This is a genomic window from Streptomyces sp. NPDC047072 (assembly GCF_040643855.1).
Taxonomy (GTDB): domain Bacteria; phylum Actinomycetota; class Actinomycetes; order Streptomycetales; family Streptomycetaceae; genus Streptomyces.
Window position 1 is genome coordinate 1 of sequence record NZ_JBEYVC010000096.1, and the last position, 14,135, is coordinate 14,135.

Annotated in this window: 12 protein-coding genes and 1 pseudogene; 5 read left to right on the forward strand and 8 right to left on the reverse strand. The window is 74.0% G+C overall.

All coding sequences use genetic code 11. The features are described from left to right. Window positions 1–95, forward strand: a 95-nt coding sequence (locus ABZ896_RS32205; protein WP_360936857.1) for a hypothetical protein, incomplete at its 5' end; no start/stop codon positions are given. Here the strand turns inward: ABZ896_RS32205 and ABZ896_RS32210 are convergent. Then, window positions 92–1,039 carry an RNA polymerase subunit sigma-70 gene (locus tag ABZ896_RS32210; RefSeq protein ID WP_360936797.1) on the reverse strand — a complete coding sequence of 316 codons (948 nt, stop codon included), beginning with the start codon at window positions 1,037–1,039 and terminating at the stop codon, window positions 92–94. The two genes, ABZ896_RS32205 and ABZ896_RS32210, sit on opposite strands and share 4 nt — an antisense overlap. 96 nt (window positions 1,040–1,135) lie before the next feature. Between ABZ896_RS32210 and ABZ896_RS32215 the strand changes: the two are divergent. Then, window positions 1,136–2,413, forward strand: a pseudogene (locus ABZ896_RS32215) (DUF6350 family protein); the annotation flags it as partial. Window positions 2,414–3,388: 975 nt separating this feature from the next. Here ABZ896_RS32215 and ABZ896_RS32220 read toward each other — a convergent pair. Then, entirely contained in the window at window positions 3,389–4,201 is an 813-nt protein-coding gene (locus ABZ896_RS32220) for a hypothetical protein (RefSeq protein ID WP_360936799.1), read from the reverse strand. A gap of 273 nt (window positions 4,202–4,474) precedes the next feature. Between ABZ896_RS32220 and purN the strand changes: the two genes are divergently transcribed. Beyond that, window positions 4,475–5,122, forward strand: a complete 648-nt coding sequence (purN, locus tag ABZ896_RS32225; protein ID WP_360936801.1) for a phosphoribosylglycinamide formyltransferase — start codon at window positions 4,475–4,477, stop codon at window positions 5,120–5,122. Further along, the gene (gene purH, locus ABZ896_RS32230; RefSeq protein ID WP_360936803.1) at window positions 5,119–6,684 is read left to right on the forward strand and encodes a bifunctional phosphoribosylaminoimidazolecarboxamide formyltransferase/IMP cyclohydrolase; all 1,566 of its coding nucleotides are present in this window, start codon (window positions 5,119–5,121) and stop codon (window positions 6,682–6,684) included. Before purN ends, purH begins: the two co-directional genes overlap by 4 nt. 46 nt (window positions 6,685–6,730) lie before the next feature. Here the strand turns inward: purH and ABZ896_RS32235 are convergent, their stop codons facing one another. Beyond that, window positions 6,731–8,413: a serine/threonine-protein kinase gene (locus tag ABZ896_RS32235; protein WP_360936805.1), complete on the reverse strand. Its 1,683-nt coding sequence runs from the start codon at window positions 8,411–8,413 to the stop codon at window positions 6,731–6,733. A 122-nt stretch (window positions 8,414–8,535) separates the two neighbouring features. Next, complete coding sequence (locus ABZ896_RS32240) at window positions 8,536–9,426, reverse strand: helix-turn-helix transcriptional regulator (protein WP_360936807.1); 891 nt, start codon at window positions 9,424–9,426, stop codon at window positions 8,536–8,538. Window positions 9,427–9,539: 113 nt separating this feature from the next. Between ABZ896_RS32240 and ABZ896_RS32245 the strand changes: the two genes are divergently transcribed. Continuing rightward, window positions 9,540–10,307, forward strand: a complete 768-nt coding sequence (locus ABZ896_RS32245) for a glucose 1-dehydrogenase (RefSeq protein WP_360936809.1) — start codon at window positions 9,540–9,542, stop codon at window positions 10,305–10,307. A 225-nt stretch (window positions 10,308–10,532) separates the two neighbouring features. Here the strand turns inward: ABZ896_RS32245 and ABZ896_RS32250 are convergent, their stop codons facing one another. The 4 genes from ABZ896_RS32250 to ABZ896_RS32265 all read right to left on the reverse strand — a co-directional run bounded on the left by ABZ896_RS32250 (window position 10,533) and on the right by ABZ896_RS32265 (window position 14,032). Then, a complete protein-coding gene (locus ABZ896_RS32250) occupies window positions 10,533–11,021 on the reverse strand; it encodes an ALF repeat-containing protein (protein ID WP_360936811.1) in 489 nt (162 codons plus the stop codon). A gap of 216 nt (window positions 11,022–11,237) precedes the next feature. Further along, window positions 11,238–11,684: a hypothetical protein gene (locus ABZ896_RS32255; RefSeq protein WP_360936813.1), complete on the reverse strand. Its 447-nt coding sequence runs from the start codon at window positions 11,682–11,684 to the stop codon at window positions 11,238–11,240. A 99-nt stretch (window positions 11,685–11,783) separates the two neighbouring features. Next, window positions 11,784–13,307 carry a protein kinase gene (locus tag ABZ896_RS32260; protein ID WP_360936815.1) on the reverse strand — a complete coding sequence of 508 codons (1,524 nt, stop codon included), beginning with the start codon at window positions 13,305–13,307 and terminating at the stop codon, window positions 11,784–11,786. Next, on the reverse strand, window positions 13,304–14,032 hold the full coding sequence (locus ABZ896_RS32265; RefSeq protein WP_360936817.1) for an FHA domain-containing protein: 729 nt from the start codon (window positions 14,030–14,032) through the stop codon (window positions 13,304–13,306). The genes ABZ896_RS32260 and ABZ896_RS32265 overlap by 4 nt, the downstream gene beginning before the upstream one ends. Window positions 14,033–14,135: the final 103 nt, after the last annotated feature.

Below are 14,135 nucleotides of genomic sequence, written 5' to 3' on the forward strand. Positions count from 1 at the left end.
GCAAGGGCGCGGCCGCGGTCTACCTGGAGACCTGGCACTCCGACATCGAGGAGTTCCTGGAGCTGCGCGATCAGCCCCCACCGGGCCGCAGCTAACGACCGACCGGTGCCAGCCTCTCCGGACCGTTCGTCGTCCCCTTCCGCAGCTTCTCGCGCAGCTCCTCCTCCGCGTCCGACAGAGAACCCTGCGCCACCCGTGGCGGCACCCCCTCGATCTCCGCGCCCGGTGTGATCGGCGGCTCGTAGTGCGTCGGTGCCGTCCGCAGCGTGAGCGCCGTCGTGCCGATCAGGGCGACCGTGAAGGCGATCGCCGCCCGCGTCCAGAACCGGGCCCGGCGTTCGCTGCCGGTCCGCACCACCGGCGGCTTGGCCGAGCGCAAGCGATCCGTGGAGGCCAGTTCCGCGAGCCGACGGTGCAGCTCGGCGGGGTCGGCCAGCTCCGGCAGCTTCGCCGTGAGCGCCGCGCGCGCGTGCAGCAGGCGGCCCGCCGCCACCGGCGTCGTCGCCTCCGTCTCCGCCGCCGTCTCCGGCAGATCGAGGCCGACGCCGTCGTACAGCACGAGCGTGCGCCGCCGGCGCGGCGGCAGTCGTAGGAGTACGGCCATCAGCGCGCGGTCGGCCGCGTCCGCCGCCGGTGCCTCCGGGTGCCGGAAGCGGGGGCGGAACCGGTGCCAGGGGGAGAGCGCGTAGTCGTACGCCGCCGCCCGCACCCAGCTCGCCGGATCCCGGTCGACGGCCACCTCGGGCCAGCGCTGCCAGGCGAGCTGGAAGGCCCGTTCGACCGACTCGCGGGCGAGTTCGCGGCGGCCGGTGAGCAGGTAGGTCTGCCGTACGAGGGCGGGGGCGCAGAAGGCGTAGAGGGCGTCGAACGCCTGAGCGGGCGTCAGGGGCTCGGGCACGGGCTCTTCTTGAGGCACGGTCACCTCCGGCGGCGTGTCCCCCGTCCGTGCCGCGACCTGATCCTGCGTCAACGACCCGGCCCTGCGCAGGCGTCGGCGCTCCTTCGGCGAGGGGAGCGGGGTCACAGGGCTCGGTGTCACGGGGCGACCCTTCGTACGGAAAATGGCATAGTCGTATATTGAGCGACACTTCGGTGGTTTGCCTGTTACGACGAGAATGCGTGTGTCATTGGGAGCATGGCGGGCGTGATCCGGATGACCGCTCGCCGCCCGCCGTTGTCGCCCCTGCTCACCCGGTTGCGCGACCGATCCCCCGGACTGGCCGCCAGCCTCCTGGGTGGTGTCGTCGCGGCCGGTCTGGGGCTCGGTTCGCTCGCCGTGCTCGTGATGGTGCTGTGGATCAGCTCGCCGTACCCGGACAGCGGGCCCGGGGGCGCGCTGCATGTCGCCGCGGCGCTGTGGCTGCTCGCGCACGGGGCGGAGCTGGTGCGCACCGACACGCTCTCCGGGGTGCCGGCGCCGGTCGGGGTGACCCCGCTGTTGCTGCTCGTGATGCCGGTGTGGCTGGTGCACCGGGCGGCACGGGACGCGGCGGCCGGTGAGGAGGAGCCGCCGCTGGTCTCCGCGCGGACGGCGTGGGCGGGGGTCGTCCTCGGCTACCTCGGGGTCGGCGCGGTCGTCGCGCTCTACGCGTCCGGCGGGGAGCTGCGGCCCTCGTGGGCGTGGACGGGGGTGTGCGTGCCGGTCCTCGTGATGGCGGCGGCCGGGGCGGGGGTGTGGACGGCGTACGGGCGTTCGTCCGCCGCGGTGGACGAGGTGCTGATCCTGCTGCCGGCCGGTTTGCGCAGGCCGGCCCTCGGGACGGAGGCGCGGGCGCAGATGGCGGTCGCCGGGCGGGCGGCGGGGGCCGGAGTGGCGGTACTGGTCGGGGGTGGGGCGGTGCTGCTGGCCACCTCTCTGGTCTGGCACGGCTCCACGACGCGCGGCTCCTTCCTCCAGCTGACGGAGGGCTGGTCGGGCCGGTTCGCCGTCCTGCTGCTGTGCCTGGCGCTGGTGCCGAACGCGGCGGTGTGGGCGTCGGGGTACGCGCTCGGGCCGGGCTTCGTGCTGGGTGCGGGGCATGCGGTGGGCCCGCTCTCCTCGGACCCCGCCCCGCTCCTCCCACCGTTCCCGCTGCTCGCGGCGGTGCCGGGGGTGGGTGACGGGGGGCCGTGGAACTGGGCGGCCGGGGCGGTGCCGGTCGTCGCCGGGGTCGCGGTGGGGTGGTGCGTCGGCCGCGAGGCGGACATCGAGGACTGGCCCCGCGGCCGGACCGCGAGCACCGCGTGCTGGGCGGCCGTCCTGTGCGCGGCCGCGGTCGCGGCGCTGGCCGGGGCGGCGGGGGGCGCGTTGGGGGTGGGTGCGCTGGCCAGTTTCGGCCCGGTGTGGTGGCAGACGGGCGCCGCGGCGGCGGGGTGGACGGCGGCGCTGGGAGTACCGGTGGCGGTGGGCGTACGGGCTTGGCGGGGACGGGAGCGGGGACGGCGGTGGTTCTTGAGGCGGGGGGCTGCGGAGGCGGTGGGTACGGCGGGCGGGAGCGGGAGCGGGGGCCGGTTGCCGGGGGTGGGAAGCGCGGGGGCTGTCCAGCCGGTGCCGGTGGGGGCGGCCGCCGCGAGTGGGTCGCGGCCGTCGGTGGAGGGGAGCGCCGGGGCTGCCCAGTCGGCGTCGGCAGCGGAACGGGCCTGGTGGGGGCGGCGCTGGTGGTCATGGCGTAGGGCTGCGGAGCCGGTGCGTACGAACGGGGGGCGGGCAACGGAGGGTGCCGAGCCGGTGGTGGTCGGCGGTACGGGCGGTGCCGGGGCGGTATCGGCGGGGGACGCGGGCGGGGCTCAGGCGGATCGGGCGGGAGGTGTGGGCGCTGCCGCGTCGGTGGTGGTCGGCGGGGTGGGCGCAGTCCACTCCGGGGTCGGAAGTGTGGAGGGGCCCGGGGTGTTCCCAGCGGCCCCGGTCGGTGACGGTGGTGGGCCCGTGTCGTTGGCGGCCGGTGCGGGCGGTGCCGGGTCGTTGGCGTGGACGCCGGGGCAGGGGCGTACCGAAATCACGTCCCCGGCCGACGCGGGCGAAGTGCCTGCCAGGGGCCGGGGCGTCGTCGAACCGTCGGCCGAAGGCCCAGCCCCCGTGCCGTACCGTCCCCACCCCCAGCCCGACGCCCCCGCCCCCTACGACGCACCCTCCCCCTGGTACGACAACGCCTCCCGTGAGGCCCGTTGGGCGGCTCTGCGGGAGGCGTCGACGCCGTTGGAAGGGGCCGTGGAGGACGGGACGGACGGTGACTGAGGGCCCCGCCCTCACCACCCGCCCTCAACCCGCCCGGCACCAGGCCGTCCACCACCCGCCCGGCACCAAGCCGTCCACCACCCGCCCGCACCAACCCGCCCGGCACCAGGCCGTCCACCCACCCGCCCGGCACCAACCCGCCCGCACCAACCCACCCGGCACCCGGCCGTCGCGTCAGCTGTTCGTGCCCAGGATGCCTCGGAGTTCCTTCGGGAGCAGGTCCGTGCAGGCCTGCTCCGCCTGGTTGGTGAGGGCGTCGCTGGTGCAGGTGTAGTAGTCCTTGTAGACCATCTGCGCCGTGAAGCCCGCCGCCACGTACATGATCGCCAGGGACGCCATGACCACGCCGCTGATCGCCGCCGTGGTCTGCGGACGGCCCTGCGGGGCCGGGGCGTTGGGGTCGGTCGCGTGCGGCTTGGCGCGCAGGGCGCTGATGCCCCAGTAGAGGGCCAGCGCACCGAGCATCAGCCCCACCGACATCCAGCCGAAGAGCACGAAGAAGAAGGCCCACATCCCGCACAGCAGGGCGTACCGCGCCCGCCGCTGGGACGGGTCCGTCGGATCCCAGCGCAGACCGGAACCCTGACCTCCGCCCCCGGGCCCCTCAGGACCGGGACCTTGGCCCCTGTCCCCGCCGTTCCCGGGCCGCTGCCCGAAGATCCCGTCGGAGCGCCCGGGCTGCCGGTCGCTCCACTGGCTGCCCCACGGGGAGCGTCCGCGCCCGTCCCCGTCGCCCTCCTGACCCGAAGGGCGGCGCGGCTGCCAGGGCCGGTCGGGCGTGCCCTCCGGCGGCGGGGCGAAGGGGTTGTCGTCCTCGGCGCCCGCCGGCCCGCCCCGCCCGTCGGCCGGCCGAGCGCCGTCGGCGCCGTTCTTCTTGTCCGTGGGCGCGTCGGGCGGTGAGGCGGGCTGCTCCCGCAGCAGCACGCCGCTGCGCCCCTGCACCGACTGCTGGGGGAGCGTGAGGAGTCGCAGGCTGCGGTCCGGCATCAAGTGAGCGTCTTCCCCTTGGAGTACGAATCGTCTGAGCTGAGCTGTCACCCCGTGAACGCTCCGCACACCACCCACGTTCCCGGACCGGCTCCTCCCAGACGCTACCTTCCGGCCACGCCCCCATCCCGTGGGGGCCTCCCGGTGTGCCGGTATCGTTGCTGACGGTCGGCCGCTTCGTAGGCTTCCCCGTATCCCGGGGCGCGAAGCATTCGTACGAATGTACAAAGCGGCGTCCGCTCGCCGAACGACTCCCCGAGAAAGGGCCCCGCCGTGGCCGCCAAGCCCGTGGCCAAGCAGGCCAAGCCGGTTCAGCGCCTGGTCGTGCTGGTCTCCGGATCCGGCACCAACCTCCAGGCGCTGCTCGACGCCATCGCCGCCGGCGGAGTCGCGGAGTACGGCGCCGAGATCGTGGCCGTAGGCGCCGACCGCGAGGGCATCGAGGGGCTCGCGCGGGCCGAGCGGGCCGGGATCCCCACCTTCGTCCGCAAGGTGAAGGACTTCGGGACCCGGGAGGAGTGGGACGCGGCCCTGGCCGAGGCGACCGCCGCCCATGAACCCGACCTCGTGGTCTCCGCCGGGTTCATGAAGATCGTCGGCAAGGAGTTCCTGGCGCGGTTCGGCGGGCGGTTCGTGAACACCCACCCCGCGCTGCTCCCCAGTTTTCCGGGGGCCCACGGCGTGCGTGACGCGCTCGCGTACGGAGCCAGGGTCACCGGCTGCACCGTCCACTTCGTCGACGACGGCGTCGACACCGGACCGATCATCGCTCAGGGCGTGGTGGAGATCCGGGACGAGGACGACGAGAGCGCTCTGCACGAGCGCATCAAGGAAGTCGAGCGAAGGCTGCTCGTCGATGTCGTGGGGCGCCTGGCCCGCAACGGCTATCGCATCGAGGGACGAAAGGTAGTTATCCAGTGACCGCCGAGAGCAACAAGAGGCCGATCCGCCGGGCGCTCGTCAGCGTCTACGACAAGACCGGGCTCGAGGAGCTCGCGCGCGGGCTGCACGAGGCCGGCGTCGAGCTCGTCTCCACCGGCTCCACCGCGGGCCGGATCGCCGCCGCGGGCGTCCCCGTCACCAAGGTGGAGGAGCTGACCGGCTTCCCCGAGTGCCTCGACGGCCGGGTAAAGACCCTGCACCCGAAGGTGCACGCGGGCATCCTGGCGGACCTGCGCCTGGAGGACCACCAGCGGCAGCTGGCGGAGCTGGGTGTCGAGCCGTTCGACCTCGTCGTCGTCAACCTCTACCCGTTCCGCGAGACCGTCGCCTCCGGTGCCACGCCCGACGAGTGCGTCGAGCAGATCGACATCGGCGGTCCGTCGATGGTCCGCGCGGCCGCCAAGAACCACCCCTCGGTCGCCGTCGTCACCAGCCCGCAGCGGTACGCCGACGTCCTCAGGGCCGTCGCCGAGGGCGGCTTCGACCTCACCACCCGCAAGCGGCTCGCGGCCGAGGCCTTCCAGCACACGGCCTCGTACGACGTGGCGGTCGCCTCCTGGTTCGCCTCCTCCTACGCCCCCGCTGACGAGTCGCGGTTCCCCGACTTCCTCGGCGCCACCTGGGAGCGCGAGAACACCCTGCGCTACGGCGAGAACCCGCACCAGCCCGCCGCGCTCTACGTCGACGGCAGTGGCGGCGGTCTCGCGCAGGCCGAGCAGCTGCACGGCAAGGAGATGTCGTACAACAACTACACGGACACGGACGCCGCCCGCCGTGCCGCGTACGACCACGACGAGCCCTGTGTCGCGATCATCAAGCACGCCAACCCCTGCGGTATCGCGGTCGGTTCGGACGTCGCCGAGGCGCATCGCAAGGCGCACGCGTGTGACCCGCTGTCGGCGTTCGGCGGCGTCATCGCCGTCAACCGGCCCGTCAGCAAGGAGCTGGCCGAGCAGGTCGCCGAGATCTTCACCGAGGTCATCGTCGCGCCCGACTACGAGGACGGCGCCCTTGAGGCCCTCGCCAAGAAGAAGAACATCCGGGTCCTGAAGGCGCCGGGCGCCCCCGCGAACCCGGTCGAGCTCAAGCCCGTCGACGGCGGTGTCCTGCTCCAGGTCACCGACCGCCTCCAGGCCGACGGCGACGACCCGGCCAACTGGACGCTGGCGACCGGCGAGGCGCTGTCCGCCGACGAACTGGCCGAACTCTCCTTCGCCTGGAAGGCCTGCCGGGCCGTCAAGTCCAACGCCATCCTGCTCGCCAAGGACGGCGCCTCGGTCGGCGTCGGCATGGGCCAGGTCAACCGCGTCGACTCCGCGAAGCTGGCCGTCGAGCGGGCCGGCGCCGAGCGCGCGCAGGGGTCGTACGCCGCCTCGGACGCGTTCTTCCCGTTCCCGGACGGCCTGGAGGTCCTCCTGGAGGCCGGTGTGAAGGCGGTCGTCCAGCCGGGCGCCTCGATGCGCGACGAACTGGTCGTCGAGGCCGCGAAGAAGGCGGGCGTGACGATGTACTTCACCGGCACGCGCCACTTCTTCCACTGATACCGGCACAGGCACAGACACCGGCTGTTACGGCCGAGGGGCGGCGCTACGTCGAACTGCGCAGCGCCGCCCAGGTGTTGGGGCCGACCTGGCCGTCGACCTCCAGGCCCTTGGCGGTCTGGAATTGCTTCACCGCGGTCTCGGTGTCCCGGCCGAACTCGCCGTCCACGCCCGAACTCCCCACGCTGTAGCCGCGTTTGGTGAGCATGCACTGCACCTGCACGACCCGCTGGCCGGTGTCGCCGTAGTCGGTCTGGGCGGTGCCAGAGTAGTAGGTGCAGCCGGAGATCCAGGCGGGGGTGGCCGGGGGAGCGGTGGTCTTCGTGACCGTGGCGGTGGCGGTCGGGGTGGAGTCGCCGCCGGAACTCCCGCCCGCGCTCCCGGTGTTGGGGGTACTCGTCGCCGAGGGGGTGCCGGCGGGGTCCTGCTGTTCCGTGCCCTTGCCCTTGTCGTCCTTCTCCTTCTTCTCGGCCTTCTCCTTCTTCTTGCCGGAGGGCGAGGCGGAGACGCTGGGCGGGGCGGAGGCCGGTGTCGCGGAGGCGCTGACGCTCGTGGTGCCGGCCGGGGCGGCCGCGGCTGAGGTGTCGCCCGGGCGGGTGAGCAGGAACGCGCCGACGGCCACGGCCCCGACGGCGATGCCCGCGACACCGGCGAGGAACGGCTTGCGCCGCTTGCGATTCGTGCCGGGGACGGTGTCGCCGTTCGCCACGGAGGCGATCGGTGTGAGCACCGGGGGGTGTGCGGTCGTACGGAAACGGTCGGTCTCTTCGACCGGCAGGCCCTCCAGGACCGCGCAGCCCTGCTGCCGCTCGCGCAGCCGGGCCGCGAGGGGGCCCCGCCAGTCGGCGGCGCGGCCGTGACCGGCGGCCGTGGCCGCGTCGATCAGCTGCCTGGGGGAGGGGCGTGCGGCGGGGTCCTTGGCGAGGCAGGCGGTCAGCAGGGCCGCCAACCCCGGGTCGGATTCGGCGAGTTCGGCCATCACCTCGGCGTTCGGTGCCTCGAAGGCGACCCGGTGCATGACGTCCACGCCGGTGCCGTCGCCGAAGGGGGCGTGGCCGGTGGCGGCGAAGACGATGGCGCAGCCGAACGAGAAGACGTCGGAGGCGGCGTCGCAGCGGCCCTCGCGCAGATACTCCGGCGCCATGTACGCGGGCGTGCCGACCCGGTTGCCGGTCGTGGTGATCGCGCTGCTGTCGGCGGCCCGCGAGATGCCGAAGTCGATGACGTGCGCGCCCCGCGGGGAAAGGATCACGTTGGACGGCTTGAGATCGCGGTGTACGACCCCGGCGGCGGTCAGCGCCGACAGCGCCTCGCCGAGCTCCGCCACCAGCCGCCACACGTCGGCGGGCTCCGTCAGCCCGCACTCGCGGACGGCGTCGAGGAGGCTGAGGCCGGGCAGGTACTCGGTCGCCATCCACAGCAGCGCGTCGTCGAAACCGGTGCCCAGCAGGTGCGGGGCGCGCGGGGTGCGGACCCGGCCGTGGACGGCGGCCTCCCGCTCGAACCGGCGCCGGAAGTCGGGGCCGTCGGCGTACTCGGGCCGGATCACCTTCACCGCGGCGAGCCCCGGGCCGTCGTCGGCGCGGCGGGCCAGATAGACCCGGCCCATGCCGCCGCTGCCGAGCAGCCCGAGCGGGACGTACGGTCCGATCCGTCCCGGATCGGTGGGCAGCAGCGGGGCCGCGCCCACCTGCCTGAGCGCGGTGTCCCCCGCCGATATGTCCGCCACGGTCCCCCCGACCTGCCTCTTTCTTCGCAACGTGCTCTCACGTCACGCCAGTTGACTGAGAAGAGGCTAGCGCCACCGCTCCGGGGGAGGGGGCGGGGACCGGAACTGAGCGGTTCGTCTCCTTAGGAGGGACGGGTGCGGTGCGGCTCGTCGGCGGTGGTCGGTGGCCGCTGCCGGGAGGGGGCCCAGGCCGCCAGCAGGGTGAGCGCGTCCGCGCTGGGTGTACAGGGGTCCGCGGTGTAGGTGGTGAGGGTGACGTCCGGGTCGCCGGGCAGCGCGAAGTCGTCGTACGCGAGATCCATCGTGCCGACGACCGGGTGGTGGACGGTCTTGCGGCCGCGCGAGTGGCGGCGCACGTGGTGTCTGGCCCAGCGGGCGGCGAAATCGGTGCTGCGCGCGGAGAGCTCGCCGATCAGCTCGGTCACCCGCCGGTCCAGCGGGTCCCGGCCGGCGGTCGCGCGGAGCATCGCGACGAGCAGGTCCCTGGCCTCGTCGAGGTCGGCGTAGAAGTCCTCGGCGCGCGGGTCGAGGAACACGTACCGGGCGAAATTCGGCGGCCGCTCGGGCGTGGTGAACAGGTCGGCGTAGAGCGCGCGGCCCAGGTCGTTGGCCGCGAGGAGGTCGAGGCGGCCGTTCTGCACCACGGCGGGCACGCTCATGGAGTCCAGGACCTGCCGCACCGACGCGGTGAGGGGAGAGGCGCGCGCGGGGCGCGTGCGGCGCGAGCCGGGCGAGACATTGCGGGCCAGGTCGTAGAGGTGGGCCCGCTCGTCGTCGTCGAGCCGCAGCGCGCGGGCGATCGCGTCGAGGACGCTCTCGGAGGCGCCGCCGAGCCGGCCGCGCTCGATGCGGGTGTAGTACTCGACGCTGAGGCCGGCGAGCATCGCGACCTCCTCGCGCCGCAGCCCCTTGACGCGGCGGTTGCCCGAGACGTGCGGCAGCCCGGCCTGCTCGGGCGTGATCCCGGCCCTGCGGCTCATGAGGAAGCCCCGGATCTCCTGCTGGAACTCCATGCCTTCGAGGCTAGGCCACCTGTTTCGGACGAGGGGGTCCCTGAGAGTGCCTGGCAGGTGTGCGTGGGGCGGGGGACGGTGGGAGGCGTCCCTTGATCCGACGGGAGAACACCATGAACCCCAGCTACGACTTCTCCGGCCAGGTCGCCCTGGTCACCGGTGCCGCCTCCGGCATGGGCCTGGCCGCCGCCCGCGCCTTCGCGGACTCCGGCGCCGCCGTGCTGCTGGCCGACCTCGACCCCGATGCCGTCCATGACGCGGCGAAGGAGATCACCGGCCGCGGCGGGCGGGCGACCGGTGTCGTCTGCGACGTCACCGACGAGGAGCAGGTGGCGGCGGCGGTGCGGCGCGCGGTGACGGAGTACGGCCGTCTGGACATGGCGTTCAACAACGCCGGCATCCAGGTGCCGCCGACCGACGCGGCCGACGAGACGGCCGACTCCTTCGACCGGGTCAACGCGGTCAACCTGCGCGGTGTCTGGGCGGCGATGAAGCACGAGCTGCGGCAGATGCGGGAGCAGGGCAGCGGCGCCGTCGTGAACTGCTCCTCCCTGGGCGGGCTCGTCGGGCTGCCCGAGCGCGCGGCCTACCACGCCTCCAAGCACGGAGTCATCGGCCTGACCCGCAGCGCGGCGGTCGAGTACGCGCCCCGGGGCATCCGCGTCAACGCCGTGTGCCCCGGTGTCATCGACACCCTGATGGTCGCCGACATGGTCGAGAACCAGCCCGAGGCCATGGCCGGGATCCTCAAGGAACAGCCCATCGGCCGGCTGGGCAGGGCGGACGAGGTCGCGGCGGCCGTCCTGTGGCTGTGCAGCCCCGGCGCCGGCTTCGTCACCGGAACGGCGCTCCCGGTCGACGGCGGCTTCACCGCCCACTGAACGCGTCCCTGTCGTCGTCGCCCTCGTCGTCGCCGGGCAGCGCCTAGGGTCTGTCCGGCGGATCAGGCCGGCTGCAAGAGACGGTGCTGACTAGTGCAGGTGAGCGGGGCGGTGGGGGTCCCCCCGCGCGAGCGAAGCCGAGCGTGGGGGAGTCGGCAACCGACGACAACGCGGCAGACAGGCGTGCCCAGCCCCGCGACGCCGGCATGATCCGCCGGACAGGCCTTAGGCGCCCGCCTCGTACTGACCGGTCTCCAGGAAGTACCGCAGGGCCTCCGGGGAACCGTCGTCGAGGGCCGCCTGGGCCGCCGCGCGGACGGCGGGGGTGGTGGCCGGGTCGGCGAGGATCCGGAAGATCGCCACGCGGTCGTCCTCGGCCTGGGCGAGGCGGAGGCCGGTCCTGAGGAAGGTGCGCTGGTCCTCGATGGTGCCGTCCATGGCCCGCTGCGCGGCGGTCCAGACGGCGCTGCCCTCGGCGGACTTGCCGATGACGCGCAGGACCGCGACCCGGACCTGGTCGTCGGACATGTCGTCCACCGGGTAGTCGATCGGGTAGCCGAGCGAGGCGGTGGACGAGACCTGGGCGGGGGCGGAGGCCGTGGTGACGGCCGCCGGCACCGGTGAGGCGGCCGCGAGGGCCGGGGTGGCCAGGAGGAGGGCCGGGGCCAGGGCGGCGGTGGCCGCGGCGGTCAGGGCGGCGCGGGTCAGTCTCACGGAGGGAACCTTCCTGGTGGACGTCGGATACCGGGCCGCCGACTGCGACGAGCCGGCGGCCCGGTCATCCTCGCCGCGCACCGCGGCGCCGTTCACTGCCGTAACTCGGCAGTCTTCAGGGCCACTTGACTGCCGCCCTGTGCGCGGCGCACACGGAAGCGCGGCCTCCGGCCTTCCCCCGAAAGGGCCGGAGACCGCGCGGTCGGGCGGCGGCACTCAGGTCACACGCGTGCCGTCGGGGTCGAGACCGGTGACCCGCGTGCCGTCCGGGTCGAGACCGGTGACGCGTGTGCCGTCCGGCTCCACGCCGGTGACCCGTGTCCCGGCCGGCGACACGCTCGTGACCCGCGTGCCGGCCGGTGTCACGAGGTCGCGGTCGGACGGTGCGGAGAAGTCGCGGTTGGCCGGGGTCGACAGGTCGCGGTCGGCCGGTGCGGAGAGGTCGCGGTTCGTCGGCGTGGAGAAGTCGCGGTTCGCCGGCGTCGACAGGTCGCGGTCGGACGGGGACCAGTCCCGGTTCTCCGGTGTCACGGCCGTCACGCGCGTGCCGGCCGGTGCGGCGCCCTCGCGTGAGTCCTGCGCGGCCGCGGACGCCGCTGCCGCCGAGCCGGCGACCAGCGCCCCGGCCGCGAGGAGCAGCGCGGCGGGCTTGATGGTGTTCACTCCGTACCCCCAGGTGAACCTCGGTGGTGGTGCCGCCGAAGCGGCGTGCCCACAGCGTCTCCGAGCGGCCCGCGCGCGGGTACCTGAGAAGTCTCAGGGTCACTTCCCGCCGGGCGGCGTGTACTCCTTGAGATACCGCGCGACCTGGTCCGCGTAGGCACGGTTCTTCTTGGGCACCCCGCCCGCCGCGTTGACCTTTTCCCACGACGTCCGGTACGCCGCGGCGATCAACACCCGCCGGTCGCCCGGCAGTCGGGAGTCCAGCCGGGGCGCGATCCAGCACAGGTAACGGGCCATCGCCGGGATGGACTCGGCGGGCGGGAAGGGCGGAGCGGGGGTGGTGTCGGCGGGCGTGCCGTCCGCGTTCATCCAGAAGCGCAGCACCCGTGGGGTCCAACGCGCTATCCCGTACTCGTTGTTGACCGGGTCGGACAGGTCGGGGTCGAAGTCGCTCTCCGCCTTGAGCATCGCGGCTACCAGCGCCGGAGTGACGTCCCGCTGCGCGCAGTCGTGCGCCGACTCGACGATCAGCACCCGGTACACGGCCGGAACCCCTTTGTCCGTACGGAGTTCCGCGGCGCCGTAGGTCGCGGGCGACGCCGTGGGCGTCCGGGTGCCGTCGCCCGACGTCCAGTCGCTGATCCCGTACCCGAGCGCGGCCACCGCCACGGTGGCGGCCGCGGCCGCCGCGACCGTCGTACGGCGGGGGCGGCTCGCGAGGAGCGGGCGGGGCGAGCGGGCGGACTTGGCGGCGGTCTCCACGCGGCGCAGCAGGGGCTCGACGGCGGCGCGTTCGGCGTGCGTGCGGGCCAGGCAGTCGCGGATGATCTCCCGCCAGTCGTCCGGGAGTTCGGGGGACAGCCGCAGGTCGTCGGTGCCCCGCGCGTACGCGACGGCCGCGTCCCGGCGGGCCGTCGGGGTGCCGCCGGGCAGCGGGAAGGAGTCGGTGAGGACCAGGTGCGCGAGCACACCGAAGGCCCAGACGTCGGCGGAGGGCCGGATACGGCGGCCGCGCTCGCCGATCTCCGACCAGAGCAGCTCCGGCGGGGTGTAGTCGGGGGTGGAGAAGGCGGGTGTGTAGGCGTGCGTGCCCTCCATCTCGGCGGCCATGTTGAAGTCGGCGAGGCGCGCCGAACCGTCCTTCATCAGCAGGACGTTGGCGGGCTTGAGGTCGCCGTGCACCCACTTCGCCCGGTGCAGCTGGGCGAGCCCCTCGCAGATCTGCGCGAGCAGCGCGGGCCCGGCCGGCGGACGCGGCTGCGCGGCCAGCAGCGAGGCGAGCGACCGCTCCGCCCTCTCCAGTACGAGGACGGTGGCGCCGTCGAGTTCGGGGCACTCGGAATCGTCCACGGTGAGGGTGTCGTACATCCGGAGCAGGCGCGGGCGCCGGAGCCTGCGGTACAACTCCACCTCGCGCTCGACGAGTTCGTGCAGATGCGCCAGCCGGCGGGGGGTGCCGGTGCCGGTCGGCAGGAACTTCAGGGCGGCCGTGGCGGGGGCCGCGCCGTCCCGCCGTCGGGCCTCGTAGACGCTGCCGAACGCGCCGGTGGCGATCGGCTCGCGCACCTCCCAGGCGCCGACCCGGTAGCCGCGGGGGACCGGCACGGCGTACGGCCCGGTCATCGGGGGCCTCCGAGGACGGTGAGGTCCTCCTCGCGGACCAGGTCGAAGCGGAGGGCGAGGGAGACCAGGGACTCCTTCTTGCCGTTCAGCCGCGGGCCCTGCTCGGCCTCCTCCGGGGCGGGCTTGAGCCGCAGCTTGACCGCGAGGTAGTCGATGTTCCACTGCACCGAAGTGCGGGAGGCCGCCGCCCAGTTGGGGCGCAGCCGGGTCACCACCTGGTCGACCGTGGGCAGCGGCGCGTGCGGTTCGCCGCGCAGCCGGGGCTCGCACAGGGCGGCGAGGACCGCGAAGTACCGCTTGGAACGGTCGACGGAGAACGCGGGCGCGGTCGTCGCCCCGTCGAGGCCGTCGCCGCCGCGCAGATAGTCGTGGCGCGGCGCCCACACGTCCAGCGCCAGCAGATCGCCCGCGGCGGGCAGCACGATCCGCGAGAACTCGAAGGGGACCGGCGCCTCCAGCCGGCCCGGCCCGACCTTGATGTGCTCGCCGGCGCCCTCCGGGTTCTCCACGACGTACGTCTGGCGGCCGCTCAGGTTGCTCAGGGTCCAGAACGAGCCCTGGGCGGCGATCTCGCCCGCCCTGCGGGAGACGCCCTCGTGGGGGATCTCCAGATGGCAGGCGGCACTGCGTCCGAAGGTCAGCCGCTCGCCCGGCGCGAGCCGCAGTTGGTCAGATGGTTCCCGGTCCTCCGTGGTCGGCGGAGGTACCACGATGATGCTGTACACGGTCCGTCTCCCCGTCCCCGCGTGTCTATGAGCAAGGGTGGGCGACGCCGCGGGGCCGTGTCACGGCGTGACACGGCCCCGGGGAAAGGATGGCGAGAAGGCG

Coding starts and splice junctions, on each gene's coding strand:
- ABZ896_RS32245 (WP_360936809.1), top strand. CDS start 9,540: ATGAACCCCAGCTACGACTTCTCCGGCCAGGTCGCCCTGGTCACCGGT.
- ABZ896_RS32260 (WP_360936815.1), bottom strand. CDS start 13,307: ATGACCGGGCCGTACGCCGTGCCGGTCCCCCGCGGCTACCGGGTCGGC.
- ABZ896_RS32240 (WP_360936807.1), bottom strand. CDS start 9,426: ATGGAGTTCCAGCAGGAGATCCGGGGCTTCCTCATGAGCCGCAGGGCC.
- ABZ896_RS32220 (WP_360936799.1), bottom strand. CDS start 4,201: ATGCCGGACCGCAGCCTGCGACTCCTCACGCTCCCCCAGCAGTCGGTG.